Here is a 25,430-nt window from a genome sequence, read left to right on the forward strand (position 1 = left end):
TCGTCATCACGGGAGCGGACAGGACGCCGCTTGCTTTAATTCAAGCAGCCGGCGGGCGAGTTTTAGGCAGTCGGGAAAAGGAATCGGCTCGTCAAAGGCGAATTCATATATGGACTGAATGCGGGCGGCCAACGTGCGGGCGTCTTCCGTCTCATACACCGCCTGGAGCACGCTGGCCGCCTCGACGTCGTAGGCGTCTTTTCCAAGGCCAAACGGGTCCCAGGCGCCGATCCATTCAAGAAGAAGCCGATTCAACTGTCGTCCGTCCATGCCGCCGCCATCCACCTTTCTTGATGCTATGATATAACCCATTATAAGCCATCGATTCGAAAAAAAGAAGGGAGAAGATGCAACAATGTTTCCATTCGATGAAGGGAAAGGACCGCATCGTTCGCGTGCTGAGAAAGGAGAAGGCGCGATCATGTTTCCGTTCGACCGCGTCATCGACCGCCGGGGCACGCTGTCGGTGAAATGGGATGACGTTCATCGCGTGTTCGGCCGCGAAGACGTATGGCCGATGTGGGTCGCCGACATGGATTTTCCCGCACCGAAAGAAGTGCAAGAAGCGCTGCGGCAACGGGTGGAGCACGGCGTGTTCGGCTACACCGTCATTCCCGATTCACTCAAAGAAGCGGTGTGCCAATGGCTTGAACGCCGTCATGACTGGACGATCGATCCGTCTTGGCTCGTGTTTGCTCACGGCGTCGTGCCGGCGGTCGCCGCCGCCATCGAAGCGTTTTCCGAACCAGGGGATCGCATCATCGTTTTTTCCCCGGTCTACCGGCCGCTGTTTGATCTCGTCCGCCGCCATGACCGCACGCTTCTATTCAGTCCGCTGCGCCTTGAGGAAGACAACTATGCGATCGACTGGGACGACTTGGAGCGAAAGCTGCCCGATGCCAAACTTCTCATCCTTTGCCATCCGCACAACCCGGGAGGCAAATCATGGACAAAAGAAGAACTCGAACGGCTGGGAGAACTTTGCCTCAAGCACGGCGTCTTCGTCCTTTCCGACGAAATCCACGCCGATTTGACGCTCCCGCCAGCCAAACACACGCCGTTTGCCTCCCTCCACCCAGAGCTGGCCGCGCAAAGCGCCACGTTCCGCGCGCCGACGAAAACGTTCAACCTCGCCGGTTTGCAGGCAGCGGAAGTCATCCTTCCCGACGAATCGCGGCGCCGGGCGTTCCGCCGCGTCCAGCAGCGGCACGGCTTTTTTACGCTGAATGCGTTCGCCATCGTCGGAGCGGAAGCGGCCTACCGCCATGGCGGACCGTGGCTTGACGCCTTGCTTGATTACTTGCGGCAAAACATCGACATGACGGTTGCCTATTTAGCGGAACACTTGCCGCCGCTCCGCGTGATCCGGCCGCAGGCGACGTATCTTGTCTGGATCGACTGCCGCGGCCTTGGCCTTTCCGAGGCGGAGCTGAAGCGTCGGCTCCTTGAAACAGGAAAACTCGCCGTCGAGTTCGGCAGCAAATTCGGCCAGGAAGGCGTCGGCTTCATCCGTTTGAATATCGCCTGCCCGCGCCCGACGCTGGAGGAAGGGCTGCGGCGGCTGGCGACGGCGCTGCGCTATATAGATGCAATTTAAAGCTTTAACATTTTTCGTTTTTACCGGTCATTTCATCCAACTGTCGAGTGACCGAACAACACCGCTTAAAGACCCATGAATGGGTCTTTAAGCGAGTCGTTGTTCGGTCTTCCGTCACGCCTTAGCGTGACGGAGGCAAGCCTACGGCTTGCCTTCGACAGTCAAAAATGGATGAGCCACTTTTCCGTCAAGGATATGTTAAACGATTTCGTTGCATCTATATAGCTTTGCACCAAAGAAGAGCGGCCAAGCGGATGGCGAAAGGGAAAAGAAGCAGCGCCGGACCTGTTGCTCCGTTCCGCCATCCATGTGCAGCAGAAGCTGTGCAACCGTCACTTTCTCGCATTTGTCATGCGAAGCGTTGCCCCGGCAACGTGAAACAGGGGCCCGCGCGCGAGCCCCTGTTTCACGACGACTTGATTTCCCCGCAGGCGATCCGTCCGCCGGCATCTCCCGCCGGCTGGGTCATGCCGTCGTCTTTCTTGGCGTGAATGACGATCGATGTTCCGTCTTTCGTAAGCAGCGAGCCTTTCTCTCCTTCTTTCAGCGTCACATTGGGCGCCTTCAACTCGACGTTGACCGTGCCGTCATCCTTCACAATAATGTTCGGCAAATCGCCGGCATGCGCCCCCTCCGGGTGGAGAAGGCCGTGCTTTTTCCCGTCCGGATTGTAATGACCGCCGGCCGATTGGAAATCGGGCGGTTTGCAGCTTCCGTTTTCATGGATGTGAATGGCGTGCTCTCCCGGCGGGAGGCCTTCCAAGTCAAGCTTCAGCCGCACCCCTTCCGCCTGTTCAGTCAACTCGATCGTACCGATCGAATCGCCATCCGCATTGATCATCTCCACCGTCCGGCTCGTTCCATTCTCTTGGCCGCAGCCGGACAACACGAGCGCTGCCGCCAGCACCACACCGTACGTTTTTCGCAACACGAACCACCCTCCAGCATCACTTGTTATCCGCCAGTATTGCCGGAGGGTGGCTCGTTTATACTCCGGGCGGCTCCTTCCGTTCCTCTCGTTTTCCAAGCAGCTGTTCTTCGAGCCGCTTCGCTTCCTTCTCCTGCCGCCGGGAGATGATGATGATGAGCCGCATCGTGAACACCGCCATCAAGAAGAAGACAGCAAACGAAATGGCTGCGGGAATGTATTCACGTTTGTCTTCTGGAAAGTACAAAAATAAATTCAGCACCGATGGCCACATAAGGAAACAACCTTTCTGCCTAAAAAATCGTCCACTTTCTATTATAACATAAAAAAAGCCGCCGCCAACGCAGCCGGCTATAAAGCGAATTTTTTTCGCAGCTGGGTCAAATCAATCCGTTCTCCAATCGTCGGCGGCTTTGTCTTCGCCAAATATTTTTTGTCGTTTTCCACCAGCCGGAAAATCGTATACGCGGTGAACGCATCATCGAGCGCGCAATGGGCTTTTCCAACCGCCTCATTGCCGTACTCTTGCACCGCCTTGCGCAGCGCGGTTTGGTTTTTGTTGCCGAAAAACCGCTTATACTCCATGGCTAAATCACGATGCTCGCCCGTGAATGGGAATTCCTCTTGCGCCGATTGGCAGTTTTCCCGGAGCACTTTCATATCCATGCTCCCCCACGTCATCACTGTCGTCGGGCGTTCGCGGTCATATTGCCGAAGCAAGGAAACCAGCTCATAAAAACTCATTCCGCGGTCGATTTGTTCTTGGGTGATGTTGAGAAACGACTTGCACCGTTCCGTGAGCTGCGGAAAGCGGAGCGGCTTCACATAGGAAGAAAATTGGCCGATGATCTGATCGTCAACAACCGCGACAAGGCCGACTTCAATAATTTCCGGGCAAAACCCGTTCGGGTTTGTTTTCGTCTCCGGCATCGTAAATTCAAAATCGAGAAACAAATATTGCGGGCTGTCCATCGTCGCTTCCCCCCTTTCCGGCACGCTGTTGCCGTCCGTCTTACTATTATTATATCACGCAGAAGCGATTGTTTATTTCTTTTTTCAGAAAATGGCGAAAAAGAGGCGGATGCCGTAGGAATCAACGAAAGCCTTGGCGAAAAAGAAGAAGGGCGGATGGACGCTTCCCATTCAAGCCAATCGTTTTTTCTCCCCCACCCTTTACAAGATCGGCGAAAAACAACCATTTCCCCTAAACCGATGGTTCTTGAGTGAAGAGAAGAGCAGCATTTATAAGGTTGATGCATTGAAGAAATGCTATGGTTGAGCCGCATTTCCTGTTAAATCACCAGCCTTCTATGATATGATCAAGAAAAAGGAGGGTGGATGGGATGAAAAATGTCGTGATTCATCAGATTGTTACATGGATTTTCACCGAAGACCAACTGCGGGCGTATTGGAAAAAACAGAAGAAGAACCTTCCGTTCAGCGGGCTGACGGACCGCCAGTACATGAAACTGGCTGAAGAAATGCTTGAACATTCCTCGCACAGCCAACTTGAGCAGCATGTGCTCGGCGGCCGCTGGCGCACAAAAGATGAAGCGGAAGGAAACGTGATCGCGGAAGACGAATCGCGCGACGACATCCATGTCGAGATCATTGACACCAATGCTCCAGCCGAACCGAGGCGGCGGATGTTGATGGATCGGGTGCGCGAAATCCCTTGTCCGCATTGTTCATTTACGTTTTATGTTCGTGAAGCCGCCAGCGAGCGCAGTGATTGGACATGCCCGGCGTGCGGGAGCGGTTTTCACAACATGACGACATAACTGGAAAGGGAGGAGTACGAATGGATCATTCTGCCGCACACGTGTCAAATCTTCAATATTATTTTGCCATTGCCGTTTTCTTGGTTGTATACGCGATCATCATTTCTGAAAAAATCCACCGCGCGGTCATCGCCTTGCTCGGGGCGGCGCTCATGGTCATCTTCGGCATCGTTGACATCGAAAAAGCGTTCACCCACCATATTGAGTGGGGAACGATCACGCTGCTGATCGGAATGATGATCTTGGTCGGCATTACGAGCAAGTCCGGCTTTTTTCAATACATGGCCATTAAAGCAGCGAAACTCGCCAAAGGCCGCCCGGTCCGCATTTTGGTGATGCTTTCACTGTTGACCGGGCTGTTGTCGGCGTTTTTGGACAACGTGACCACCGTGCTGCTTGTCGTGCCGGTGACGTTTTCAATTACACGGATGCTCCAAGTCACCCCCGTTCCCTATTTGATTTCTGAAGTGCTCTTATCCAATATCGGCGGCACGGCGACATTGATCGGCGACCCGCCGAACATTATGATCGGCTCGGCGAACAAGCATCTCGATTTCAACGCTTTCTTGTTCAACTTGACGCCAATCGTCATCGTCATCGCCATTGTGACGGTCGCGCTGCTCGCATTCGTTTACCGCAAGCAGCTGAAAACCGATCCTGCGTTGATTCAAAAGCTGATAGAGCTTCGCGACGCCGATTATATTCAAGATGCGAAGCTGATGCGCAAATCGGTCGCCGTGCTCGGGCTGACCGTCCTTGGCTTTATTTTTCATTCGGTCATTCATGTCGATGCGGCCGTCATCGCCATGACCGGAGCGGTCGTGCTCATGCTCATCGCCGTGCCGGAGCACGAACTGGAGGATGTCTTTCATTCGATCGAATGGGGCACGATTTTCTTTTTCGCCGGTCTGTTCGTCTTGGTCGGTGGGCTCGTTGACATCGGCCTGATCAAATTATTGGCCGAAAAAACGCTCGATGTCACTGGCGGCGATATTTCCACGGCCGCTTATTTCATCCTTTGGCTGTCCGGCGTCGCCTCAGCGACGATCGACAACATCCCGTTCGTCGCCACGATGATCCCGCTCATTCAAGATATGGCAGTCGGCATGGGACTGTCTCCAGACGCCCCGCAGATTGACGTGCTGTGGTGGGCCTTGTCTCTTGGCGCCTGCCTCGGCGGAAACGGGACGCTCATCGGCGCCTCGGCGAATGTGATTGTCGCCGGCATGGCCTCGCGCGAAGGGCATGGCTTTACGTACGTTGATTTTTTGAAAATCGGCGCGCCGCTCACGCTCATTGCCTTGCTCCTGTCGCATGCCTATTTATGGCTGCGCTATTTATAGCGTCCCGCCTGCGCAATGCATAAAGAAGGAGCGAAATCGCCGTTTGGCTTCGCTCCTTTTTGGCTGTTTGCACATATCGTAATATCGGATTCCATTTCCGGAAAGGAGGCGCAAGCAGCCATGTTCACCCCGTTCCCGCGGATGCCGGCCGGCCCGTACCCTCCGATCGACCCGGCGCTCTTTTCCCAGTCCGCCGCCACGGCGCAGACGCTGATGAACGATGCTGCCACCGTTTTGAAAAAACTGGCCGAATCCCGTTCGTTTGCGGCCTCGGTCATGTCGGCCGCCCAAGAAGGAAAAACGGATGAAGTGAAGCGCCTCATCCGCTCGCTTGGCATCCGCTCGAAAACCGATGTGTATTTCAATCCCGACGGCATCCGCCTGACGTTGTCGCCGCCGCCTGGCGCGTTTCCGTGCTGCCAGCTCGTCATCGGCTTGCGTTGGAACGTGTTTCCGCCTTTTAGGTGAGTCTCGTCTTTCACCCTGATCGTTTTGGAATCTTTTCCATTCACCGCTTCGATCGAGGCGGGCGCCGCTTCCAGACCATGCATGGCGCTGGAAGCGGTGTTGTCGTTTGCGCCCTGTCCCGCCAGACAAAGCGGGTAGACAACCCCTTTCACACAAAAACGGTTCTTGATCCGGCCGCCGACTTTAGTGAACCAAAAAAGCCGTCGTCTCATCACCGTCCAGCACCAACGCCTCAACGAACTTGCCCGGACATCGTCTCCCGACGGCTCCTTCCGTTCACACTGCGCATCCGATTACGTACGTCGATAGATGATATCACCGACAATGATCGTGATCAAAGAAATCAACATCGTCAGCTTGACCGCCTTGTAGTCTAAAAAGCGCAGCACTTGTTCTTCAAACATGTAGACGAAAAAGAAAATAACCATCAGCACGGCAACAAACAAGACAAACCTTTTTTTCGATTCATGGAAACCGGTTCTCCTTCATCAAAATGCATCCAACATTCAGGCTTTCTCTACATTTTTCTTATTAGAACGGAACAAACAGACGAATAGCGGAATGACGTGAACAAGCAGCGAAAGGCCGATAAACGTTGTGGGAATCCCGAGGTTGTAAAGATATCGAATGCTTTCATTCTTCTCAATCAGCCAATATCATAGTAAACCACGAAAACGAACAAACCGATCAAAAACAATACAATCAAAACGATCTCTAACAAATTGAGTTCACCCTTTATTTATTCTGAAAAGAGTAAATCCTCCAGGTAATTATTATATTTTATGGTCTGTTTGGGTTTTTCATAGAACTTTTGACGCTACCTCAGTCTCTTACCAAGTACACGTTATGGTAAATAAACTATATATTTACAATTAAAATCTTACTGGAAATAAAAAAAAGGAACTTTATTACCATATCAAAAATAGGTATTTATTCATAAAAATCAATAAATTCATTTTCTTCTCTTTTCATGCCGAAAAACCCATTGAAAAACGAGCACGACATTCGAGCCGGCAGCATTTTATCAGAACGACAAGACCTCTCTAAGGGAACTCGATGGGGAGGCGGCCATCTTTTTTCGCTCGATCCTCCGGCTTTTTCGAGGCGCGAATCGGTCCAAGACGTTTTTCTTTCCTGTCGATCCGCACCCCTTCTTTTACGCATTGCCGTTTTCATCCGTCGGCTGCCGAGCCCCGATTTCCGCCGGGGTGCGCAAATCGTAGCCGTCGTCGTGTTTGCTTGTATGGATGATGTCTTCGTTCGCCCCCATTTTGCTCGCCCGCTTCAGTTCCTCATCCGGCACGAACCGATCCATTGACAAGACCTCCTTTCACGCTCCTCGCCGCGTTGTCCGCATGAAGCGCTCGAGGAGTCGTTTTTCTTATCATCCCCCCAAGCCGCTTTATCATCCGCCGAAAAAAAGAGGATTGACAGCCTAGCGGTTGTTCGGTACGATTTTGTTAACGGACAAAAAAAGGGGGTTTACATATGGAAGGACGGACTTCACTTCGACCGATTGACATGACGCTCGCCGCCATGTTCGTCGCCTTGATGGCGATCGGGGCGAACATTACGTCGTGGGCGCCGTTTCTTGTCGTCGGCGGTGTTCCCATTACGCTGCAGACGTTTTTCTGCGTCTTGGCCGGAGCGGTGCTCGGGCGGCGGCTCGGTGCGGTGGCGATGATTGTGTACATGCTCGTCGGCCTCGCCGGCGTGCCGGTGTTTGCCAAATTCAACGGCGGACTGTCGATGATTTTCCAACCGACATTTGGCTTCATTCTTTCGTTTATCGTTGCCGCTTATGCGACCGGATGGGTCATCAACCGCGGCCCGCAGCCGGCGTCAAAAGCTCGTTTCGTCACCGCCGCACTCGTTGGCATGGTCATCAACTATGTCATCGGCACGAACTGGATGTACATGGCGTACAAACTATGGGCGGAAGCGCCGGAAGGGCTTTCGTACGGCATGGTGTGGGGCTGGATGCTTGCCCCGCTGCCGAAAGACATTTTGTTGTCGATCGTCGCCGGCTTGATCGCCCCAAGGATTTGCCGGGCGATCGGACGCTCCTCCGCCGCGGACCGTTCGGCGGCCTAAACACGAAAAGAGTCTGACCCAAAAGGGAAATTTTCCTTAAACAAAACACAACATAGGAAAAACAATAAGAAAGGGTGTCCCGATCTGTTGGGACACCCTCTTTCATTCGTTAGAAAAATAAACGGAGAACCTGGTACACAAACCCAGCAATCAACGCTGACACTGGCAAGGTGATGATCCATGTCAGCACAATGCGGCGGGCGACGCCCCATTTGACGCCTTTCACCCGTTGGGCGGCGCCGACCCCCATGATGGCCGAGGAAATGACGTGCGTCGTACTGACTGGCAAATGCAACAACGTGGCGGAAAAAATGACGAGCGCCGAGGATAAGTCCGCTGCCGCCCCATTGACAGGGCGGATTTTCATAATTTTTCCACCGACCGTTTTGATGATCTTCCATCCGCCGACAGCCGTCCCCAATCCCATGGCTAAGGCGGCAGAAATGCGCACCCATTCCGGCACGACATCTGAGTGGTGCATTTCGGCAGCGATCAGCGCCATCGTAATGATGCCCATCGTTTTTTGGGCGTCATTCGTTCCATGCGTATACGCCTGCAATGCAGCCGTTACAACTTGAAATAGACGAAACCCTTTGGTTGTTCTTGTTAAATTGGCGTCTTTAAATAAGAAACGAAACAAACTCATAATGACAAACCCAACACCCATCGCCAAAAATGGAGAAATAATCAATGATTCCAAAATTTTAAGAAAACCTTGGTAGTGGATTACATCCCAGCCAGCGGCGGAAATGGCTGCCCCAGCGACCGAACCGATGAGTGCATGCGACGAGCTGCTCGGAATGCCATAATACCACGTAATTAAGTTCCAGGCAATGGCAGCAACCAGCGCTGCCAAAATGACGAGAGAACCGTTCTCAAGGGTGAATGGATCGACAATGTCTTTCGTAATCGTTTTTGCGACGCCGGTAAAGGTGAGCGCGCCGATAAAGTTCATCGTCGCAGCCAAAATAATGGCTTGACGCGGCGTGAGCGCCCTTGTCGACACCGATGTGGCAATGGCGTTGGCCGTATCGTGAAAGCCGTTGATAAAGTCAAACGCCAACGCGAAAACCACAATGAATATCGTCAAGACTAAAATCATATCCATAAAAACAACGTCCCCTTTTACGCGTTGCGCATGATAATCGTCTCGAGCGTATTCGCGACATCTTCACAGCTGTCAGCAATCTCTTCCAACATTTCGTAAAGCTCTTTGTATTGGATGAGCTTAATCGGGTCTTTTTGCGTCACAAACAAGTTTTTGATCGACGCGCGCAAAATTTCGTCGCACTTCGTTTCATAGTCCTTGATTTTAATGGCATGTTGGCGCATATCGAGCAATTTTTTGTTCGCAAGCAGTTCGAGGGCGTGAACAATTTCAATCGTGCTTTGATAAATATAGTCAAAAAACTTCACCATATGTTCATCGATGTCCGTGAACGAAAACATTTCAAACCGCGCCGAACATTGCTCAAACCCGTCAAGCACATCATCCATTTTCATCGCCAACTGGTGGATGTCTTCCCGCTCGATCGGCGTAATGAACGTTTTGTTCAATTGGACGACCAGTTCATGGATGAATGAATCGCCCTTTCGTTCGTACTCTTTCATGACGCGGGCAAATTCTTTCAAGTCGCTTACGCTTTGAATCTTATACTCGACAAAATATTGCGCCGCTTCCTTCACATTTTCCGAAATCGTAAACAACATGTCGAAGAAAACGTCTTTTTTCGGTGAAAAAATCATATCGGACACCCTCCATTTGCGAAATCAAAATCACCGCTACTTATTGTAACAATTTACACAGCATTTACAATAAGACAACAAAAAACTTTACACGAAATTTACACTACATTTACATTCTGTTCGCTTTTCCTGCTATGTACTATAGTAGCGTGCCAAACAAAAGCCGAAGCTATGCACGTCCGCTTCGGCTCGTTCGCTGCCGGCATACCCCGCCCTCACACTGGGCGCCTCTGCGCCAAGGCAGCGCCTGTCGATCAGCCTGCCGGCGTTCGTTTTATTCAAACCGCTCGACAAACGCGGTGAGCGTGCGCACCATCACGCCTGTCGCCCCAGCCGGACCGAGGTCGCCGTCTTTCTTTGTGGCGGCCGTGCCGGCGATATCCAAATGCACCCACGGCGTATCTTCCACAAACTCGCCAATAAACGCCCCGCCCATAATGGCGTGCCCTTCGCGCCCCGGAGAGTTGTTCAAATCGGCGATTTTGCTGCTTCGCACCCGCTCGCGGTCGTTTTCTGTAATGGGCAGCCGCCAAATGAACTCCCCGGTTTCCATCGACGCTTCAAGCAATTGCTCAAACAGCTCCTCATTGTTCGTCATCGCGCCCGTTTTGTCCGTGCCCAAGGCGACGATCACTCCGCCCGTCAACGTAGCGACATCGATGATATAGCTGGCGCCGTGCTGTTTCGCATAGGTCACCGCATCGGCCAAAATGAGCCGTCCTTCCGCATCCGTGTTTTTCACTTCAATCGTTTTTCCGGACAGCGACGTAATGACATCGTCCGGCTTGAACGCCTCGCCGCTGATCATATTGTCGGTCGCCGGAATGACGGCGAGCACGTTTTGTTCCGGCCGCAGTTCGCCGATGGCTTCCATCGCCCCGAGCACCGCCGCCGCGCCGGCCATATCGGTTTTCATGTCGACCATGCTGTCGCGCGGCTTCAAACAATAGCCGCCCGTATCGAACGTCACCCCTTTGCCGACGAGGGCGATCACGTCTTCCCACTCGTCTTTTCCTTGGTATTTTAAGACGATCAGTTTGGGCGGCTGTTTCGAGCCTTGATTGACGGCCAAAAGCGCTCCCATGCCGAGCCGCTCCATGTCTTCTTTCTCCAAAACTTCATAGTCAAAATCGTATCGGTTCGCGAGCTTCACGGCATAATCAGCCAAATCCGACGCCGTCAGCAAATTCCCCGGCGTATTGACAAGCGTGCGCGCCGAATTCGTCGCCTTCCCGTATACCGAACCGACAAACAAGCTCGCTTCAATTTCTGCCGCTTCGGCCGCCGTGTAGACGATGAGCGATTCGAGCTGGTAGTCCGGTTGTGACTTTTTCTGCTTATACCCAGGGAATTCATACGTCGCCAAGTGATAGGCTTCCGCCAAGGCGTGCGCCGCTTCGTTTCCATCGACGGCCTCGGTCGTAAACGTGTCCAGCGCGACCGCCGCTTTCGTCCGCTTCGCCTGCTTCAACGCGCGAAACAGCTTGCCGAACACCTCGCGCAGCCGCTCAAACGTCAACTCTTCTTTTTTGCCGAGACCGACGAAATACAGCCGCTTCGCCCCCATCGGCAAAAATGGATGAACGGTGGCGATGCGCCCCCGCTTCGCGGAAATATCGCCTTCTTTCTGCAGTTCCGACAGCCGTCCGCCAAGACGGGCATCGTATTCGCCGGCAAGGCCGCTCCATGAATTCGCCCCTTCAAACAAACCGATGACAAGCGCTTCATCCCGTTCCTCCACCGACGGCAAAGGTTTTACCGTAAACATCGTCTCATCCCTTTCCATGTTGATTCATTCCCACCTTCATTATAGCGAAGCAAAGCGATTCTTTCGACTATCTAACTTTTCTCTCCTTGCGTTCATGCAAAAAAATCAGCTGAAACGGACAGGAAATCACGCAAGGCAAGGCGAATCCGTAATCATCACGATGATGTAGAAAGGACCGACGCTGATGAGAATCGTTTCCCTTTGTCCAAGCAACACCGAACTGCTCGCCTATCTCGGCCGCCTTGGCGATGTCGCCGCCGTCGACGATTCGTCCGACTGGCCGCCGGAAGTGAAGCAGCTGCCGAAAGTCGGGCCGGATCTGCGCATTGATATGGATCAAGTCGAGGCGCTCAAACCGGATCTCGTCGTCGCATCCCTAAGCGTGCCCGGCATGGAGCGCAACGTCGAGGAGCTCAAACGGCGCGGGCTCCCGCATCTCGTGCTGGCGCCGAATTCGCTCGATGACATTGCCAACGACCTTCTTCGGCTTGGCGAGGCGCTTGGCGAAACGAAAAAAGCGGCCGAACTCGTCCGCCGCTATCATGACGTGCTTGATTGGCATCGCGAGCGGGCCGCATCGGCTGAACCGTCCCGCCTTTATTGGGAATGGTGGCCGCGGCCGATCTTCACACCGGGCGGCGCCAACTGGCTGAGCGAACTAAGTGAGCTCGCCGGCGGGCGCAACATTTTCTCCGACATCCCGCAAGCGAGCGTTCAAACGGAATGGGACGACGTTCTCGCCCGCAATCCGTCGCACATCTTGCTCGTTTGGGTCGGCGTGCAGACAAAAAAAATGAGCCCGAAAGCCGTCACGGCGCGCCCGAATGCCCAACAGGCCGAGGCGGTCCGCACTGGGAACATCCATATTTTGGAAGAATCGCTCTATTGCCGTCCGTCTCCGCGCCTCTTGGTCGGATTAAAAAAATTGGCGCCGCTTTTGCATCCGGCGCTGTTCCCTCCCGCTGACGACAGCGATCCGCTCCTTGGCGGCTGACGAGCGGGAGCCCTCCTTTAACTTTTCGATTCCAAATATTGTTGACGAAACACTTGCATCGTTTCATCTTCGTTCAGCCGCTTCAACTCTTCTTCTGACAGCTTGCCATCGCCTTTTTGCACGATATAGACATTGACTTTTCGTTTTCCCCAATATTTATATACATCTTCGACTGTTTCATAGTATAAGTCAATGCGATGGCCTTTGATCGCCCCGCCTTTGTCGGCGACGACGCCGAACCCGTATCCGGGGATGAACAAAATCGTGCCGATCGGAAACACAGTTAAATCCGCGGCAATCGTCGAATAAAGGTCGCGCTTGACGCGGACGCCGGAGTACGTGATGCCATACTCAGGGTGATCGGGCGTTTTCCCGGTCGATTCAATACCGGCTGTATAGCCGGTGGCGACCACTTCAACGGAAGGATATTTTGACCAGTCAAAATGATCCTCAAGCCGCAAAACGGAGCGGCCCCCGTTTTTCGCGAGCTCTTTCATTCCCCAGACGGGCTGATGATCCATCGATAAAGCGCTCGGAAAGGGATGGAGAACCGTCTTCGCGTCAACCCCGGAAACGGACTCGAATGTCGCAAAGAGCGCCGCCAAAAACAGCAGCGTCATCGCGGTTCGGCGCACGAACTGCCTAAACCCATTCAATGCTCTCAACTCCTCTCACACCTCTATTTATCTCCATCCAAAATCGAAATATTCATTGCGAATGAGACAAAAAACGAAAAAACCGTCCATGAACAACCTCATTGTGAAACCCGAGCGCAAAGCTTGTGCGTTTTGCCAAAAACATACACGAACCGACGTTGTGATCCGCTCAGGCGCTCATCAGCGCTGTTCACAAAAAAAAACGCCCCTGCCCAAGGCAGAGACGCTCTAAAACATTTGATACCCTTTCGCCCGCAGCATGCGGATCGCCCATCCGGCGCAAAGAGCGCCGGCAAATCCGCTTGACAAAATCAACAGATCCGCCGCCGCCAGCGAAGTGATTTTCCGGCCGAGCGCGGCGAACGCCTCGGACGGCGCGGTGAAATAGCGCGTCAACGGCACATCATCAATAATGAAAACCGCAATCAACGGAAAGCAGACCGCCAAAATCCACGTCATGCGCAAAATCATGTTCAACAAAAAACCAATGCCAAAAAACAACACAAAAAATAAAACCATCGAAATCAAAACAACCGGCAAACTCATTTGCATCCGCCCTTCACCTCCCGTACACCCGTTTTCAGTGTACTGGATCGGGCGGATGACCGTCAATGTTCGTTCTCTTCTTTATGATCGCCTGATTGTTTCCAAACGATGTTTCATATCCTCAGACGAACGTCAATGGTCGTCATCCTCTTCGCCATCGCTTCCGGTTCCTTGGCAACTGTAGCACGTTTCCGATCCGCCCAAAAGCAGCTGAACGTATCCATGCCCCTCGCAGTACGGGCAGTCGTTTATGGTCCATGTTTTTGTCATCGATGTTCCCCTCCGTTTCTTTTTTGTTAATATATCAAAATTTTCTGTAAAAACAAACGGCGATTCTCCCCCATTTTCGTCCGTGTAAGCGGATACATCTTTCGATCGCTTTTATTTTCTTGACTATTCTTTCAATTTCGATGATTCGAAGTAAAGGCGGTATTTCGTGTAGCCGAACGGATCGCCGGGATTGAGTCCATCATGCAGCGAAAGGGAATCAAGCGGCTCGAGCGCCAACAAATAGCGAAGCAAGCCTGATGTGTTCGGATCATTCTGAAGCGCCGTTTTGCTTAAAAACGCGGCGGCATACAGCTCATCCGTCTGCACGACGATGTCGCGCGAGAGCGGGCGCAACAGAAAAATCGCCATATTGTCGCTGATCTCCCCAGCGATGACGCCGGTGCGCAAGCCAAGAAGCGCGACCGGTTCGGCGTCGATCCCCGTTTCTTCCTTCACTTCCCGAACCGCCGCCTCATCAAGCATTTCCCCCGGCTTTACGAACCCGGCCGGCAGCGACCATTTGCCTTTTAGCCCGCTGTATTTTTTCTTGACAACGAGCCATTCCCCGCTCTCGTTTATGACCAGTCCGGCCGCCGCAATCCAAACGTTTCCTCGTTTGTTGTCCATCGTCCTCATCCTTTTCTCCCGATCGTTATGCACCGTTTGTATTTCGACAATCGAGCGGCGGATCCCTGTTTCGTTGCCATGCAAAAAGCTCCCGCCATCACGGGAGCTTTTTGGATCGATTAGAAAAATTTAAATTTGCCTTTTTTCATCACAAGCGACGAACCGCCGATCAAATACAGGGCGCGGTTGTCAATCACTTTTTTCATGAAGCTCGCTTTGGCGCCCCACAGCTTTTTGCCGAACACGACGCCGATGGCATCATCATGGCCAAGCGAGCAAACCGTCCCTTTAATATCCGGCTTAAACGGCTCCAGCTCCCCTTGTCCACGGATGAGCACCGCCAAGTTTTTCGCGCACAGCTGGCCTTCTTGCATGGCGATTTGCGCCGTCGGCGGATACGGGCGGTTCGTTTCTTCATCAATCACGAGCGAACAGTCGCCGACGACGAAAATGTCTTCATGCCCCGGGACACGCAAGTACGGGTCCACTTTAATGCGCGCCCGCGCCGCTTCAAATCCAGATTCCTCGATGACGCGGCTGCCGCGCACGCCGGCCGCCCAAATGACTGTGCCGGCTTTAATTTCCTCGACATCATCACCTTTGGCGACAATGATGCCATCCGGCGTGCATTCCTTAATCGCCGTGCCGATTCGAAACTCGACTCCTTTGCGCTCAAGCTGGCTGACCGCGTACTCGACGAGCTCCGGATCGAAGCCCGGCAGCGCCGTGGGCGCCGCCTCCACGCAAATGATGCGCACTTTGTGCGGGTCGATGTCATACTCGCGGCACAGCTCCGGCATCCGGTTGGCGAGCTCGCCTAAAAATTCAATGCCGGTAAATCCCGCCCCGCCGACGACGATCGTCAATCGCTCCTCTTTCTTTTCCTCTTCCGCGTTGTACGTCGCAAACTGGTATTCGATATGTTCGCGGATTTGCCGCGCGGCGTCGACATTGGCGATCGAAAATGCGTATTCCTTCAACCCTTTGATGCCGAACGTTTCTGATTCAAACCCAAGGGCAATGACGAGATAATCGTACGTCAGCTCGCCGTTTTCAAGCAGCACTTTCTTTTCGTTTGGAATGATTTTCGTCACCGTATCTTGGATGAATTTCACTTTGTTCCGGTCGATGACATCGCGGATCAGATAGCGGACACGGTCATGATGCAGCGTCCCGGCCGACGCCTCATGAAGCCATGTCGTCTCATAATGGTAATCGTGCTTGTTGACGAGCGTAATGTTCGCTTCGTTCACGCCGATGAGCTTTTGCAGGCGAACGGTCGTCATCAACCCGCCATAGCCAGCGCCTAAAATGACAACGTTTGGCTTTCTCACCTGAATCACTTCCACCCTTTTTAATTTTTTTCCACACGTTTCTTATAGCTTTTGCTGCGGCCCCCGTTTTTATTGAGCAAAATTTGTGAAATACTTCACGTTCCTTGCCAAAAAAATGTCGGGAGACTGTCACAAAACGTTAACAATTTCTCCACTCATCATATTAGTCGTTTTTCTTTCCCATTTCAAGACTTTTTTCGCCGTTTTGTCCTAAAAAATTTCTTTCGTTTGGACAGCGTCGATTTATGGTAAGATAGAGTTGTGCAGCCATCCATTTCATGCAGGGAGGGATGTTGATGAAAGAAGATCGCACGATGTATGACGTCACGATCATCGGCGGCGGGCCGACTGGGATGTTTGCCGCGTTTTACGGCGGCTTGCGGCAAATGAAAGTCAAAATTATCGAAAGCCTTCCGCAGCTTGGAGGGCAGCTGGCCGCGTTATATCCGGAAAAATACATATATGATGTCGCCGGATTTCCGAAAGTGCGCGCCCAAGAGCTTGTCAACCAGCTGAAAGAGCAGATGAACCTATTTTCGCCGACCGTCTGCCTAAACGAGTCGGTCGACACGCTCGAAAAGCAGGAGGACGGAACGTTTAAACTCGTCACCAATCAACAAATCCATTATTCGAAAACGGTCATCATCACCGCCGGAAACGGCGCCTTTCAGCCGCGTCGGCTCGAAATCGAAAGCGCTTCCCGCTATGAAGGAAAAAACTTGCATTACTTCATCAACGACTTGGGGCAGTTTTCCGGAAAGCGCGTGCTCGTCTGCGGCGGCGGCGACTCGGCTGTTGACTGGTCGCTCATGCTCGAACCGATCGCCCAAAGCGTCACGATTGTGCATCGCCGCGACAAATTCCGCGCCCATGAACATAGCGTCGAGCAGCTCAAGAAGTCCAGCGTGCAAGTGAAAACGCCGTTTGTGCCCGTTGAACTCGTCGGCGATGAACACGCCATCCGCCAAGTCATCCTCGAGCATGTGAAAGAAGGAACGAAAGAAACGATCGATGTCGACGCCGTCATTGTCAACTACGGCTTTATTTCTTCGCTTGGCCCCATCAAAAACTGGGGGCTTGACATCGAAAAAAATGCGATCAAAGTCAACTCGCGGATGGAAACGAACATCCCCGGCGTGTATGCGGCGGGCGACATTTGCACGTACGACGGGAAAATCAAGCTGATCGCCTGCGGCTTTGGCGAAGCGCCGATCGCCATCAGCAGCGCCAAAACGTACATCGACCCGACGGCGCGGATGCAGCCGGCGCACTCGACATCGCTGTTTTAATGGCGCTCCGTCGGGAAAACAAGCGGAAGCGAAGGGGCGCTCGGCATTTCGCCTTAACGCCGCATCCCGACTGATTGGAGCCATTCATATAGCCCGCCCCGTCCACACCCGTTTTTCAAGCAAAAGGCGCCCCTCTTTGTTGGGGGCGCCATACTCATGCCTCATCCCTCTCGCTCCAGCGAAACCGACTCGCCATCAGTATTCCCAGCCTTGTTTTTCGTCCATTCCTCCCGCTCTCTCTCGAGCAGCTTCACCTGCCGGCGCAGGCTGAACAAACGCACCCATCCGAGCATGCCGACGACAAGGCCGCCAAGGACGGCCGAACCTAAAATGACGATAATGAGCGGCAAGCGGGTTTCGCCGACTAAATAATGGATCGTCACCTGCTCGACATTCGCCACCGCCAGCAGCGCCACAATGAGCGCCAAGACAAGCGCCAAGATGACATTGATTTGTCCTTTCATCGTTTCTCCTCCTTTGGCGCTCCCGAAAAGGCCGATGTTGGAGCGCGGCCGTTTTCCCCAATTTCGTGAGGGAAAGACCACCCTTCCAACATTTCGCCAGTCGGTACACGCCCGCGTTTTCAACCGGCCGTGCGGCGAAAACCGGCCTTCTCAAGAGCCCGACGTCACGGCAAGGCAGGCCGTTTTCCTCTGCCGGGCGGATGGACGTCATCCCGCCTGCTTAGCATTGCTCCGGCGTGCCGGCATTGGTCGCTGTGCGGAACGAGGAGCCGCAGCCGCATGTCGCAATGGCGTTCGGATTGTTGATCGTAAACCCGCCGCCAAGCAGCGACTGTTTATAGTCGATGACCGTTCCGCGCAAAATCGGCGCGCTGTCGCGGTCCACCAAAATTTTGATGCCGTGCTGCTCAAATTCGATGTCATCCTCACGCCGCTCATGGTCAAAGCCCATGCCGTACGACAACCCGCTGCAGCCGCCGCCATGGACGCCGACGCGCAAGTACGCGCCCTCTTCTTCCTGCTCTTTCATCATATCTTTGATTTGAAACGCTGCCGCTTCTGTCAGCGTAATAACTGCCTCTGCCATCCATGATCCCTCCTTTAACGGTTGACACTGGCCAAACAACTTGGCCGTTTTTCGACAGGTTCGCCCGCTTTCACCCGACGGCTCAGATGGGGCGAATCCCTTGAATGATTCCGATCTTACTTCATAGTATACCGTCTTTGCCTTTCGATGCTCAACCGTTCCGCCCGCCTCGGTAGTAATAAACGCCGGTGCACACGGTCTCCGCCGGACCGGTCATGCGCACGCGCCCGTCGTGCCCCCATACGATCGTTAAATCGCCGCCGGCCAAATGGACGACCGTTTCCTCCCCGCGCGCCGTTTTGCCGTTTAACACGGAAGCGACGACCGCCGCGCACGCTCCGGTCCCGCACGCCTGCGTCACGCCGGAGCCGCGCTCCCAGACGCGGAAATGAAGCTCGCGCTCGTTCACCACTTCGACAAACTCGACGTTCACCCCTTCCGGAAAGCGCGGGTCCTTTTCCACGAGCGGGCCAAGCGTCGTCACCGGCGCTTTTTGGATGTCATCAACGTAAAAGATCACATGCGGGTTGCCCATGGACACCGCCGTAATTTCATATTCGCCCCCAGCGATGGCAAACGGCTCGGCGACGACCCGCTCCGCTTCCGGACCAAGCATCGGAATGGCGCTCCGCTCAAGGCGCGGCTCGCCCATATCGACCGTCACGCTTGTCACTTCGCCATCTGCTACTGCAACACGGGCTTCGACAAGCCCGGAGAGCGTTTCAATCAAAAAGGTGCGGTCGCTGACGATGCCGTGCTCGTACGCGTATTTCGCCACGCAGCGCAAGCCGTTGCCGCAGTTTTTCCCTTCCGAGCCATCGCTGTTAAAAATGCGCATTTTGACTGGCGCTTTCTCCGATGGACAAATGAGAATCAAGCCATCGGAGCCGATGCCTGTGTGGACATCGGCGACGCTGCGGGCGATCGCCGGCAGCTCCTCCTCGGGCAATGTTTCCCGGAACAGATCAACGTATATGTAGCTATTACCCAATCCATGCATTTTCGTAAACGAAAAAGAACGCACATGACTCCCTCCTGAACATTTTTTGCGCTTCGCATGTATAATGGCGGCATCTCCTGGGCACAATGGGAATATCCCCCGTTTTTTCATTATACATTGAAGAGGATGCCGCATCGCGGACATCCTCCTTTTTTCGTTAAAACATTGGGTTTTCCTCGAGATGCCGATAAATATTTTCCACGAGCTGCTCAGGCGTTTCGCCGCTGACAAACTCGCCGTTGACGAGCGCAAACAGCGTTTCCGCGCAGCGTGTGCAATAGCTTAAGCAACTGTATTCAATGATGTCCAAGTTCGGATCCTTTTCCAACATTTCCATTGCTTTGTACGACCCGCTGGCTAAGTTGCTGATGCAAAATTCGATGATTGGCAACATCATGCGCATGTTCACCTTCCTGCTTCCCATCGTAGCGGTTTTCCGGCGCGGCGTCAATGAACATGCTCGTTCGATCGAGGAAGCGGAAAAATGATTGTTCTTTTGTCACAATTTCGTTATACTTTTCTATGGCATTGTCGGCTTTAGAAACTCGACAAAAGGGGATTTTTCACGATGAGACAACTTGTATTGCTTGGCGGAGGATACGGCAATATGCGCATTTTGCAGCGCCTCCTCCCGGACGAATTGCCAAACGACATTCATATTATCCTCATCGACCGCGTTCCGTACCATTGTTTAAAAACGGAATATTACGCCTTGGCCGCGGGAACGGTCAGCGACCATCACATCCGCGTCCCGTTTCCGGAACATCCGCAGCTTGTGTACCAATTCGGCGAAGTCGTCTCGATTGATCTCGACCAGCAGCTCGTCCATTTAAAGGATGGGAGCAGCGTCCGCTACGATGATGTCGTGATCGGATTGGGCTGCGAAGACAAATACCACGGGGTGCCGGGCGCCGAGGCGCATACGTACAGCATCCAGTCGATCGATAAGGCGCGCGCCGCCTATGAAGCGCTGAACAATTTGCCGCCGAAAGCGACGGTCGGCATCGTCGGCGCGGGATTGAGCGGCGTCGAGCTGGCCAGCGAACTGGCGGAGAGCCGTCCGGACTTGCACATCAAGCTGTTTGACCGCGGTGAGCGCATTTTGCCGATGTTTCCGAAACGGTTGAGCGATTATGTGGAAGGATGGTTCGTTGAACACAAGGTGGAAATCGTCCGCAACTCCAACGTCACGAAAGTCGAACCTGGCGTCTTGTACAACCACGACGAGCCGGTCAAGTGCGACGTCATCGTCTGGACGGCCGGCATTCAGCCCAACCGCGTCGTCCGCGAACTGAATGTCGAAAAGGACAAGCAAGGCCGCGTCGTGCTGACGAAGCGCCATCACATCCCCGGCTATGAAAACGCCTACGTCGTCGGCGACTGTGCGAGCCTGCCGCATTCCCCGAGCGCCCAGCTCGCTGAAGCGCAAGCCGAGCAAATCGTCCAAGTGCTGCAAAAGCGGTGGAACGGCGAAGAACCACCGAGCGAATTCCCGCCGATCAAATTAAAAGGCATTCTCGGCTCGCTCGGCAAAAAGCACGGCTTCGGCTTGCTCGCCGACCGCCCGCTCACCGGCCGGGTGCCGCGTTTGTTGAAATCAGGCATTTTGTGGATGTACAAGCATCACCATGGGTACTGACAGCACAACTGGCCCTTATTCGGCGAAAAAGGCGGAGTTCATTCCGCCTTTTTCCCTTCCGGCGCCGACGGTTGATACCCGAATTTTTCCATTTCTGCACAAATCGCCTTGAGCCGCGGGTTGCCTTCGGCGACGACGTTTCCTTCGATCACCACGACCGGATACACCCAATCTTCTTCGACGATCGTCTGCGCGAGCTCCCGCTTCTCCTCGTCATCGGCCGGCGGCGCAAAAATGTCGACGTACGTCATCACAAACGGCTGATCCGGATACTTGCGGCGCAGCGCGGCCTCGAGCCACTCGTACGTTTCTTTCGACGACGGCAGCTGCACGCATGCCGGGCAAATGACGTCAGCCCCGTACACACAAATTTCAACCGGCTTGAATGTCATCGTTGTCACCCTTTGCAAAAGCAAAATTTATCATTAGATTTTTTTTGTCACTATGATTATAATAAAAACTAAGGAAAGGAGTCGATGGAAATGACGGATCAAGAAATCAAAGAACAAGTGCAAGAAGTTTTAGATAAACTGCGTCCGTTCCTGCTTCGCGACGGCGGCGACTGCGAACTCGTCGATGTCGAAGACGGCGTCGTGAAACTTCGCCTCCTCGGCGCGTGCGGCAGCTGCCCGAGCTCGACGATTACGCTCAAAGCCGGAATTGAGCGCGCCTTGTTTGAAGAAGTGCCGGGCGTCGTCGAAGTGGAACAAGTGTTTTAATATGAAAAATCCGAACAGCGGCCGCTGTTCGGATTTTTTTATCGCCAGCGGGGCGGCGAGCCGACGGGGAGGCTTTTGATGGGCAGCCACAACCCGCCTGATCGGGCGCTTCTCCGTTTTCGTTTCCTTCCAATTGTGCAAGGAAAACCGTCATATCTTTCGCCCGCTCCCAAGCGCGGCGGCGAAACGGCCAGGCCGCTGAACGGACTTCTGTTCGCGCCGGCGCCCAAGAAGGTTCAAGCTTCAAGCGCCAGCTTGTAGACGCGGCTGCCGCGCGGCTCGACGGAAAGACGCGCGATTTCGCACGTCGGAAAATGCGGGCGCAGCCGGCGCGCGAGCCGCTCTCCTTGGCCCGGTTCGGCAAAGACGAGCACCGTCGGCCCCGCTCCGCTCAGCGCCGCACCGATCGCTCCGTATTCAAGAGCGAGCGCCTCCGCCCGCTCGAGTTCCGGAACGAGCTGTCTCCGATACGGCTGATGGAACAGATCGGCGGCCATCATCCGGCCGGCAAGCTCCCAGTTTTTCGTGAGCAACGCGGCGACGAGAACGTTGCTGACGGCGCTCGCCTCGACCGCCCGCTCTCTCGGCCATTGTTCCGGCAGCTGCCCGCGCGCTTTTTTCGTTTCTAGTTCATACTCCGGAATAATAGCGACAAGCTCCACATCCAATTGTGGAATATGGACGACATCCACGCCCGCCTCGCGGCAGCAGCCGATGACAAGCCCCCCGTACAACGAGGCGCCGACATTGTCCGGATGTCCTTCGTATCGGGTCGCCAATTCCATCTTTTGCTCGCGCGGCAACTGAAGCCCAAGCAGCGCGTCGGCGAGCTCAATGCCGGCGACGACCGCCGCCGCGCTGCTCCCGAGCCCGCGCGTAAACGGAATGTCGCTGTACACATCGACTGCACAGCTCGGCAGCCGGCGGCCGTAAACGTCCGCCGTCTCCGCCGCCACTTGATACACCAAATTGTCCGTCCCGCGCGGAATGCCGCTCACTTCCGCCGTTTTCGGCGCAAACGACCACGCATCCGCCAAGCGGACGTCAAGCGTCAAATAGCGATTGACCGCGAGCCCAATCGAGTCAAACCCGGGCCCTAGGTTCGCCGTGCTTCCCGGCACGACGATCTTCAACATCTCGTCTTCTTTCATGCCCGGACAACCCCTTGCAAATGCTCCAAGACAACTTGTTCATCGTTCGGCAGCACGATCGGTTCGATCGCCGCGGTCTCCAAGGCGATGGCCGGGTCTTTCAATCCGTTGCCAGTGAGAACCGCGACGACGAGGCTGCCGCGTTCGATTTCGTTCCGTTCGCGCTGCTTGATCACCCCGGCGATCGCCGCGCATGACGCCGGTTCGGCAAAAATGCCTTCCGTCCGGGCGAGCCGCTTGTAGGCGGCCAAAATTTCTGCGTCGCTCACCTCATCAATTTTCCCGCGCGACTCGCTCGCCGCCTCGACCGCTTTGTCCCAGCTCGCCGGATTGCCGATGCGGATCGCGGTCGCCACCGTCTCCGGCTGTTCAATCACCCGGTTGCGGACGATCGCCGCCGCTCCTTCCGCTTCAAAGCCGCGCATTTGCGGCAAGCCCGTTCCTTTCGCTCCATGGTACTCCTTAAACCCTTTCCAATAGGCGGTGATGTTGCCGGCGTTGCCGACTGGAATGGCGAGCACGTCCGGGGCGCGCCCAAGCTGGTCGCACACTTCAAACGCCGCCGTTTTTTGCCCTTCGATCCGGTACGGATTGACCGAGTTGACGAGCGTAATCGGCGCCGTTTCGCTCAACCGGCGCACCATCTTCAGCGCCTCGTCAAAGTTGCCGTCAATCGCAAAAATTTCCGCGCCGTACATGGCGGCTTGCGCCAACTTGCCGAGGGCGATCTTGCCGTTCGGAACGACGACGAGGCAGCGCATGCCGGCGCGCGCCGCGTAGGCGGCCGCTGAAGCCGATGTATTGCCGGTTGAGGCGCAGATGATCGTATGGCTTCCTTCCTCTTTCGCCTTGGCCACCGCCATCACCATGCCGCGGTCTTTAAACGAACCGGTCGGGTTCGCCCCTTCGACCTTGACATAGAGCGCAATGCCGAGCTCCTCCGACAAGCGCGGCAGCGGGATGAGCGGCGTATTCCCTTCGCAAAGCGACAGCCTCGGCGTCGCCGCAGAGAGCGGCAAAAAATCGCCGTAGGCGTCAAGCAGTCCTTTCCATGCCATTACCGTTTCTCTCCTTCCACTCGATACGAGCTTTGCACCCGTTCGACGATTTCCAAATCGCCGAGCTGCTGCAAAATGTCTTCGTAGTCTTGCTGCGAGGCGTCATGCGTAACGATGACGATTTCCGCTAGGCCATCCTCTTTCAGCGGCAATTGCAAAATTTTCTCAAAGCTCACCCCGCGCTCGGAAAACAGCGTCGTAATTTTGGCAAACGCGCCGACCTGGTCTTTGACATGAATGCGCAAAAAGTATTTCGAGAAAATTTCCGCCGGCGTCTTCAACTGCTTTTCATATTGCGGCGCGACGGCATAGCGGCCGTTGACGCCAAGGCGCATATTTTTCATCACCGCGACCAAGTCGGAGACAACCGCCGTCGCCGTCGGCAAGCTCCCGGCCCCCGGCCCGTAAAACATCGTCTCTCCGACCGCTTCGCCGTATACGTACACCGCATTGTATTCGTTGTGCACGGACGCCAACGGATGCGAATCCGGCAAAAACGTCGGCTGGACGCTCACCTCGACCTTCTGCCCGTCGCGCTGGGCGATGCCGATCAATTTCATCGTGTAGCCGAGCCGCTTCCCGTAGTTCAAGTCTTCCTCCGTCACTTGAGTGATGCCTTTCACTTGCACATCGTCCAAGTCGATGTCCATGGAAAAGCCAAGGCGGGCCAAAATCGCCATTTTCCGCGCCGCATCCAGCCCTTCGACGTCTGACGTCGGATCGGCTTCCGCAAACCCGAGCGCCTGCGCTTCAGCGAGCACGTCCTCATAGGAAGCACCGTTTTGCGACATTTTCGTCAAAATGTAGTTCGTCGTCCCGTTCACAATGCCCATGAGCTTCGTAATCCGGTCCGACGCCAAGCCGTCAACCAAGCTGCGCAAAATCGGAATGCCGCCGGCGACGCTCGCTTCATAAAACAAATCGCAGCGGTATTCCGCCGCCACCCGAAGCAGCTCCGACCCGTAGACGGCCATTAAGTCTTTATTGGCGGTCACGACATGCTTCCCTTGGCGCAGCGCCCGCAATAGCAGCTCTTTTGTCTCCTCAATGCCGCCCATCACTTCGATGATGACATCAATGTCTGGATCGTCAATCACCTCAGCCGCACTCGTCGTAAGGAGCGACGGGTCAACGGCGACATCACGCGGTTTCTGTACATCCCGGACAAGGATTTTTTTCACCTTCACCGGGCACCCGACTTGATGCATCAACTTTTCCTGATGGTTTTCAATAATTTTGACCACGCCGCTCCCGACCGTTCCTAATCCTAACAATCCGACCAAAATTGGTTTTTCCATGATTCCCGCCCCTTCTGTTTACGTACAGTAGACATTTGTATTTTTATAGTAGACATTATAAAAGACGATCGGCC

The 25,430-nt window shown here is 54.4% G+C and carries 31 protein-coding genes; 9 read left to right on the forward strand and 22 right to left on the reverse strand.

Going from position 1 to position 25,430, the window contains the following annotated elements; genetic code table 11:
* Window positions 1-6: 6 nt before the first annotated feature.
* Window positions 7-270: a DUF1871 family protein gene (locus tag GHH_RS14860; RefSeq protein ID WP_011232401.1), complete on the reverse strand. Its 264-nt coding sequence runs from the start codon at window positions 268-270 to the stop codon at window positions 7-9.
* A gap of 151 nt (window positions 271-421) precedes the next feature.
* Here GHH_RS14860 and GHH_RS14865 point away from each other — a divergent pair, with 151 nt between their 5' ends.
* Window positions 422-1,597, forward strand: a complete 1,176-nt coding sequence (locus tag GHH_RS14865) for a MalY/PatB family protein (protein ID WP_041470749.1) — start codon at window positions 422-424, stop codon at window positions 1,595-1,597.
* Window positions 1,598-2,003: 406 nt separating this feature from the next.
* Here GHH_RS14865 and GHH_RS14870 read toward each other — a convergent pair whose 3' ends face one another.
* From GHH_RS14870 to kapD, 3 genes are all read right to left on the reverse strand, one after another.
* Window positions 2,004-2,528: a superoxide dismutase family protein gene (locus GHH_RS14870; RefSeq protein ID WP_015375713.1), complete on the reverse strand. Its 525-nt coding sequence runs from the start codon at window positions 2,526-2,528 to the stop codon at window positions 2,004-2,006.
* Window positions 2,529-2,583: 55 nt separating this feature from the next.
* Window positions 2,584-2,799 carry a hypothetical protein gene (locus GHH_RS14875; protein WP_011232404.1) on the reverse strand — a complete coding sequence of 72 codons (216 nt, stop codon included), beginning with the start codon at window positions 2,797-2,799 and terminating at the stop codon, window positions 2,584-2,586.
* Between the two features lie 77 nt (window positions 2,800-2,876).
* Window positions 2,877-3,497, reverse strand: a complete 621-nt coding sequence (gene kapD, locus GHH_RS14880) for a 3'-5' exonuclease KapD (protein WP_015375714.1) — start codon at window positions 3,495-3,497, stop codon at window positions 2,877-2,879.
* Window positions 3,498-3,868: 371 nt separating this feature from the next.
* Between kapD and GHH_RS14885 the strand changes: the two genes are divergently transcribed.
* From GHH_RS14885 to GHH_RS14895, 3 genes are all read left to right on the forward strand, one after another.
* Window positions 3,869-4,306, forward strand: coding sequence for a hypothetical protein (locus GHH_RS14885; RefSeq protein WP_011232406.1), 438 nt, complete (start codon window positions 3,869-3,871; stop codon window positions 4,304-4,306).
* Between the two features lie 20 nt (window positions 4,307-4,326).
* Complete coding sequence (locus GHH_RS14890; protein WP_015375715.1) at window positions 4,327-5,649, forward strand: ArsB/NhaD family transporter; 1,323 nt, start codon at window positions 4,327-4,329, stop codon at window positions 5,647-5,649.
* Window positions 5,650-5,769: 120 nt separating this feature from the next.
* Window positions 5,770-6,117: a hypothetical protein gene (locus GHH_RS14895; RefSeq protein ID WP_011232408.1), complete on the forward strand. Its 348-nt coding sequence runs from the start codon at window positions 5,770-5,772 to the stop codon at window positions 6,115-6,117.
* Between the two features lie 293 nt (window positions 6,118-6,410).
* Here the strand turns inward: GHH_RS14895 and GHH_RS19235 are convergent, their stop codons facing one another.
* The gene (locus tag GHH_RS19235; RefSeq protein ID WP_014196648.1) at window positions 6,411-6,563 is read right to left on the reverse strand and encodes a hypothetical protein; all 153 of its coding nucleotides are present in this window, start codon (window positions 6,561-6,563) and stop codon (window positions 6,411-6,413) included.
* 710 nt (window positions 6,564-7,273) lie between these two features.
* Window positions 7,274-7,432: a hypothetical protein gene (locus GHH_RS19240; RefSeq protein ID WP_011232413.1), complete on the reverse strand. Its 159-nt coding sequence runs from the start codon at window positions 7,430-7,432 to the stop codon at window positions 7,274-7,276.
* 173 nt (window positions 7,433-7,605) lie between these two features.
* Between GHH_RS19240 and GHH_RS14900 the strand changes: the two genes are divergently transcribed.
* On the forward strand, window positions 7,606-8,211 hold the full coding sequence (locus GHH_RS14900) for a biotin transporter BioY (protein WP_011232414.1): 606 nt from the start codon (window positions 7,606-7,608) through the stop codon (window positions 8,209-8,211).
* A gap of 109 nt (window positions 8,212-8,320) precedes the next feature.
* Here the strand turns inward: GHH_RS14900 and GHH_RS14905 are convergent, their stop codons facing one another.
* The 3 genes from GHH_RS14905 to GHH_RS14915 form a co-directional block, all read right to left on the reverse strand.
* Window positions 8,321-9,319 (reverse strand): inorganic phosphate transporter, encoded by a 999-nt coding sequence (locus GHH_RS14905; protein ID WP_015375716.1) that lies wholly within the window; start codon window positions 9,317-9,319, stop codon window positions 8,321-8,323.
* Window positions 9,320-9,336: 17 nt separating this feature from the next.
* On the reverse strand, window positions 9,337-9,957 hold the full coding sequence (locus GHH_RS14910) for a DUF47 domain-containing protein (protein ID WP_015375717.1): 621 nt from the start codon (window positions 9,955-9,957) through the stop codon (window positions 9,337-9,339).
* A gap of 274 nt (window positions 9,958-10,231) precedes the next feature.
* Window positions 10,232-11,725: a leucyl aminopeptidase gene (locus GHH_RS14915; protein WP_020278461.1), complete on the reverse strand. Its 1,494-nt coding sequence runs from the start codon at window positions 11,723-11,725 to the stop codon at window positions 10,232-10,234.
* A 184-nt stretch (window positions 11,726-11,909) separates the two neighbouring features.
* Between GHH_RS14915 and GHH_RS14920 the strand changes: the two genes are divergently transcribed.
* The gene (locus GHH_RS14920) at window positions 11,910-12,719 is read left to right on the forward strand and encodes a cobalamin-binding protein (RefSeq protein WP_015375719.1); all 810 of its coding nucleotides are present in this window, start codon (window positions 11,910-11,912) and stop codon (window positions 12,717-12,719) included.
* Between the two features lie 17 nt (window positions 12,720-12,736).
* On the opposite strand, the gene GHH_RS14925 is transcribed toward GHH_RS14920, so the two are convergent.
* The 5 genes from GHH_RS14925 to GHH_RS14940 form a co-directional block, all read right to left on the reverse strand.
* Complete coding sequence (locus GHH_RS14925) at window positions 12,737-13,375, reverse strand: 3D domain-containing protein (protein ID WP_013144345.1); 639 nt, start codon at window positions 13,373-13,375, stop codon at window positions 12,737-12,739.
* 228 nt (window positions 13,376-13,603) lie between these two features.
* On the reverse strand, window positions 13,604-13,927 hold the full coding sequence (locus GHH_RS14930) for a YuiB family protein (protein WP_015375720.1): 324 nt from the start codon (window positions 13,925-13,927) through the stop codon (window positions 13,604-13,606).
* Window positions 13,928-14,053: 126 nt separating this feature from the next.
* Entirely contained in the window at window positions 14,054-14,191 is a 138-nt protein-coding gene (locus GHH_RS19245) for a YuiA family protein (RefSeq protein ID WP_013144343.1), read from the reverse strand.
* A gap of 123 nt (window positions 14,192-14,314) precedes the next feature.
* Window positions 14,315-14,818 carry an NUDIX domain-containing protein gene (locus GHH_RS14935; protein WP_041470750.1) on the reverse strand — a complete coding sequence of 168 codons (504 nt, stop codon included), beginning with the start codon at window positions 14,816-14,818 and terminating at the stop codon, window positions 14,315-14,317.
* 119 nt (window positions 14,819-14,937) lie between these two features.
* Window positions 14,938-16,161, reverse strand: a complete 1,224-nt coding sequence (locus tag GHH_RS14940; protein ID WP_015375722.1) for an NAD(P)/FAD-dependent oxidoreductase — start codon at window positions 16,159-16,161, stop codon at window positions 14,938-14,940.
* A gap of 281 nt (window positions 16,162-16,442) precedes the next feature.
* Here GHH_RS14940 and GHH_RS14945 point away from each other — a divergent pair, with 281 nt between their 5' ends.
* A complete protein-coding gene (locus GHH_RS14945) occupies window positions 16,443-17,441 on the forward strand; it encodes an NAD(P)/FAD-dependent oxidoreductase (RefSeq protein WP_190299993.1) in 999 nt (332 codons plus the stop codon).
* A 161-nt stretch (window positions 17,442-17,602) separates the two neighbouring features.
* Here the strand turns inward: GHH_RS14945 and GHH_RS14950 are convergent, their stop codons facing one another.
* The 4 genes from GHH_RS14950 to GHH_RS14965 form a co-directional block, all read right to left on the reverse strand.
* Window positions 17,603-17,905 carry a lipopolysaccharide assembly LapA domain-containing protein gene (locus GHH_RS14950; RefSeq protein ID WP_011232425.1) on the reverse strand — a complete coding sequence of 101 codons (303 nt, stop codon included), beginning with the start codon at window positions 17,903-17,905 and terminating at the stop codon, window positions 17,603-17,605.
* Between the two features lie 220 nt (window positions 17,906-18,125).
* Window positions 18,126-18,491, reverse strand: coding sequence for an iron-sulfur cluster assembly accessory protein (locus GHH_RS14955; RefSeq protein ID WP_011232426.1), 366 nt, complete (start codon window positions 18,489-18,491; stop codon window positions 18,126-18,128).
* 151 nt (window positions 18,492-18,642) lie between these two features.
* Window positions 18,643-19,515 carry a diaminopimelate epimerase gene (dapF, locus tag GHH_RS14960; protein ID WP_011232427.1) on the reverse strand — a complete coding sequence of 291 codons (873 nt, stop codon included), beginning with the start codon at window positions 19,513-19,515 and terminating at the stop codon, window positions 18,643-18,645.
* A 133-nt stretch (window positions 19,516-19,648) separates the two neighbouring features.
* Window positions 19,649-19,888: a YuzB family protein gene (locus GHH_RS14965; protein ID WP_011232428.1), complete on the reverse strand. Its 240-nt coding sequence runs from the start codon at window positions 19,886-19,888 to the stop codon at window positions 19,649-19,651.
* A 171-nt stretch (window positions 19,889-20,059) separates the two neighbouring features.
* Here GHH_RS14965 and GHH_RS14970 point away from each other — a divergent pair, with 171 nt between their 5' ends.
* A complete protein-coding gene (locus GHH_RS14970) occupies window positions 20,060-21,130 on the forward strand; it encodes an NAD(P)/FAD-dependent oxidoreductase (protein ID WP_011232429.1) in 1,071 nt (356 codons plus the stop codon).
* Between the two features lie 38 nt (window positions 21,131-21,168).
* Here GHH_RS14970 and GHH_RS14975 read toward each other — a convergent pair whose 3' ends face one another.
* Entirely contained in the window at window positions 21,169-21,522 is a 354-nt protein-coding gene (locus tag GHH_RS14975; RefSeq protein WP_015375727.1) for a YuzD family protein, read from the reverse strand.
* Between the two features lie 84 nt (window positions 21,523-21,606).
* Here GHH_RS14975 and GHH_RS14980 point away from each other — a divergent pair, with 84 nt between their 5' ends.
* Window positions 21,607-21,849, forward strand: a complete 243-nt coding sequence (locus GHH_RS14980) for a NifU family protein (RefSeq protein WP_011232431.1) — start codon at window positions 21,607-21,609, stop codon at window positions 21,847-21,849.
* Between the two features lie 236 nt (window positions 21,850-22,085).
* Here GHH_RS14980 and thrB read toward each other — a convergent pair whose 3' ends face one another.
* Genes thrB through GHH_RS15000 form a run of 3 tightly spaced genes read right to left on the reverse strand, consistent with a single transcriptional unit; the run spans window position 22,086 to window position 25,356 of the window.
* Entirely contained in the window at window positions 22,086-23,000 is a 915-nt protein-coding gene (thrB, locus tag GHH_RS14990) for a homoserine kinase (RefSeq protein ID WP_014196662.1), read from the reverse strand.
* Window positions 22,997-24,058, reverse strand: a complete 1,062-nt coding sequence (thrC, locus tag GHH_RS14995) for a threonine synthase (protein WP_015375728.1) — start codon at window positions 24,056-24,058, stop codon at window positions 22,997-22,999. The genes thrB and thrC overlap by 4 nt, the downstream gene beginning before the upstream one ends.
* On the reverse strand, window positions 24,058-25,356 hold the full coding sequence (locus GHH_RS15000) for a homoserine dehydrogenase (protein WP_011232434.1): 1,299 nt from the start codon (window positions 25,354-25,356) through the stop codon (window positions 24,058-24,060). Before GHH_RS15000 ends, thrC begins: the two co-directional genes overlap by 1 nt.
* Window positions 25,357-25,430: the final 74 nt, after the last annotated feature.

The sequence above is a fragment of the Geobacillus sp. GHH01 genome, assembly GCF_000336445.1.
GTDB lineage: Bacteria > Bacillota > Bacilli > Bacillales > Anoxybacillaceae > Geobacillus > Geobacillus zalihae.

Excerpts from the sequence above, each read along its gene's own strand:
- GHH_RS14860 (WP_011232401.1), bottom strand. The coding sequence starts at position 270 with ATGGACGGACGACAGTTGAATCGGCTTCTTCTTGAATGGATCGGCGCC.
- GHH_RS14865 (WP_041470749.1), top strand. The coding sequence starts at position 422 with ATGTTTCCGTTCGACCGCGTCATCGACCGCCGGGGCACGCTGTCGGTG.
- GHH_RS14875 (WP_011232404.1), bottom strand. The coding sequence starts at position 2,799 with ATGTGGCCATCGGTGCTGAATTTATTTTTGTACTTTCCAGAAGACAAA.
- kapD (WP_015375714.1), bottom strand. The coding sequence starts at position 3,497 with ATGGACAGCCCGCAATATTTGTTTCTCGATTTTGAATTTACGATGCCG.
- GHH_RS14885 (WP_011232406.1), top strand. The coding sequence starts at position 3,869 with ATGAAAAATGTCGTGATTCATCAGATTGTTACATGGATTTTCACCGAA.
- GHH_RS14890 (WP_015375715.1), top strand. The coding sequence starts at position 4,327 with ATGGATCATTCTGCCGCACACGTGTCAAATCTTCAATATTATTTTGCC.
- GHH_RS14895 (WP_011232408.1), top strand. The coding sequence starts at position 5,770 with ATGTTCACCCCGTTCCCGCGGATGCCGGCCGGCCCGTACCCTCCGATC.
- GHH_RS19240 (WP_011232413.1), bottom strand. The coding sequence starts at position 7,432 with ATGGATCGGTTCGTGCCGGATGAGGAACTGAAGCGGGCGAGCAAAATG.
- GHH_RS14900 (WP_011232414.1), top strand. The coding sequence starts at position 7,606 with ATGGAAGGACGGACTTCACTTCGACCGATTGACATGACGCTCGCCGCC.
- GHH_RS14905 (WP_015375716.1), bottom strand. The coding sequence starts at position 9,319 with ATGGATATGATTTTAGTCTTGACGATATTCATTGTGGTTTTCGCGTTG.
- GHH_RS14910 (WP_015375717.1), bottom strand. The coding sequence starts at position 9,957 with ATGATTTTTTCACCGAAAAAAGACGTTTTCTTCGACATGTTGTTTACG.
- GHH_RS14915 (WP_020278461.1), bottom strand. The coding sequence starts at position 11,725 with ATGTTTACGGTAAAACCTTTGCCGTCGGTGGAGGAACGGGATGAAGCG.
- GHH_RS14920 (WP_015375719.1), top strand. The coding sequence starts at position 11,910 with ATGAGAATCGTTTCCCTTTGTCCAAGCAACACCGAACTGCTCGCCTAT.
- GHH_RS14930 (WP_015375720.1), bottom strand. The coding sequence starts at position 13,927 with ATGCAAATGAGTTTGCCGGTTGTTTTGATTTCGATGGTTTTATTTTTT.
- GHH_RS19245 (WP_013144343.1), bottom strand. The coding sequence starts at position 14,191 with ATGACAAAAACATGGACCATAAACGACTGCCCGTACTGCGAGGGGCAT.
- GHH_RS14935 (WP_041470750.1), bottom strand. The coding sequence starts at position 14,818 with ATGGACAACAAACGAGGAAACGTTTGGATTGCGGCGGCCGGACTGGTC.
- GHH_RS14945 (WP_190299993.1), top strand. The coding sequence starts at position 16,443 with ATGTTGATGAAAGAAGATCGCACGATGTATGACGTCACGATCATCGGC.
- GHH_RS14950 (WP_011232425.1), bottom strand. The coding sequence starts at position 17,905 with ATGAAAGGACAAATCAATGTCATCTTGGCGCTTGTCTTGGCGCTCATT.
- GHH_RS14955 (WP_011232426.1), bottom strand. The coding sequence starts at position 18,491 with ATGGCAGAGGCAGTTATTACGCTGACAGAAGCGGCAGCGTTTCAAATC.
- GHH_RS14965 (WP_011232428.1), bottom strand. The coding sequence starts at position 19,888 with ATGATGTTGCCAATCATCGAATTTTGCATCAGCAACTTAGCCAGCGGG.
- GHH_RS14970 (WP_011232429.1), top strand. The coding sequence starts at position 20,060 with ATGAGACAACTTGTATTGCTTGGCGGAGGATACGGCAATATGCGCATT.
- GHH_RS14975 (WP_015375727.1), bottom strand. The coding sequence starts at position 21,522 with ATGACATTCAAGCCGGTTGAAATTTGTGTGTACGGGGCTGACGTCATT.
- GHH_RS14980 (WP_011232431.1), top strand. The coding sequence starts at position 21,607 with ATGGAAATGACGGATCAAGAAATCAAAGAACAAGTGCAAGAAGTTTTA.
- thrB (WP_014196662.1), bottom strand. The coding sequence starts at position 23,000 with ATGAAAGAAGACGAGATGTTGAAGATCGTCGTGCCGGGAAGCACGGCG.
- thrC (WP_015375728.1), bottom strand. The coding sequence starts at position 24,058 with ATGGCATGGAAAGGACTGCTTGACGCCTACGGCGATTTTTTGCCGCTC.
- GHH_RS15000 (WP_011232434.1), bottom strand. The coding sequence starts at position 25,356 with ATGGAAAAACCAATTTTGGTCGGATTGTTAGGATTAGGAACGGTCGGG.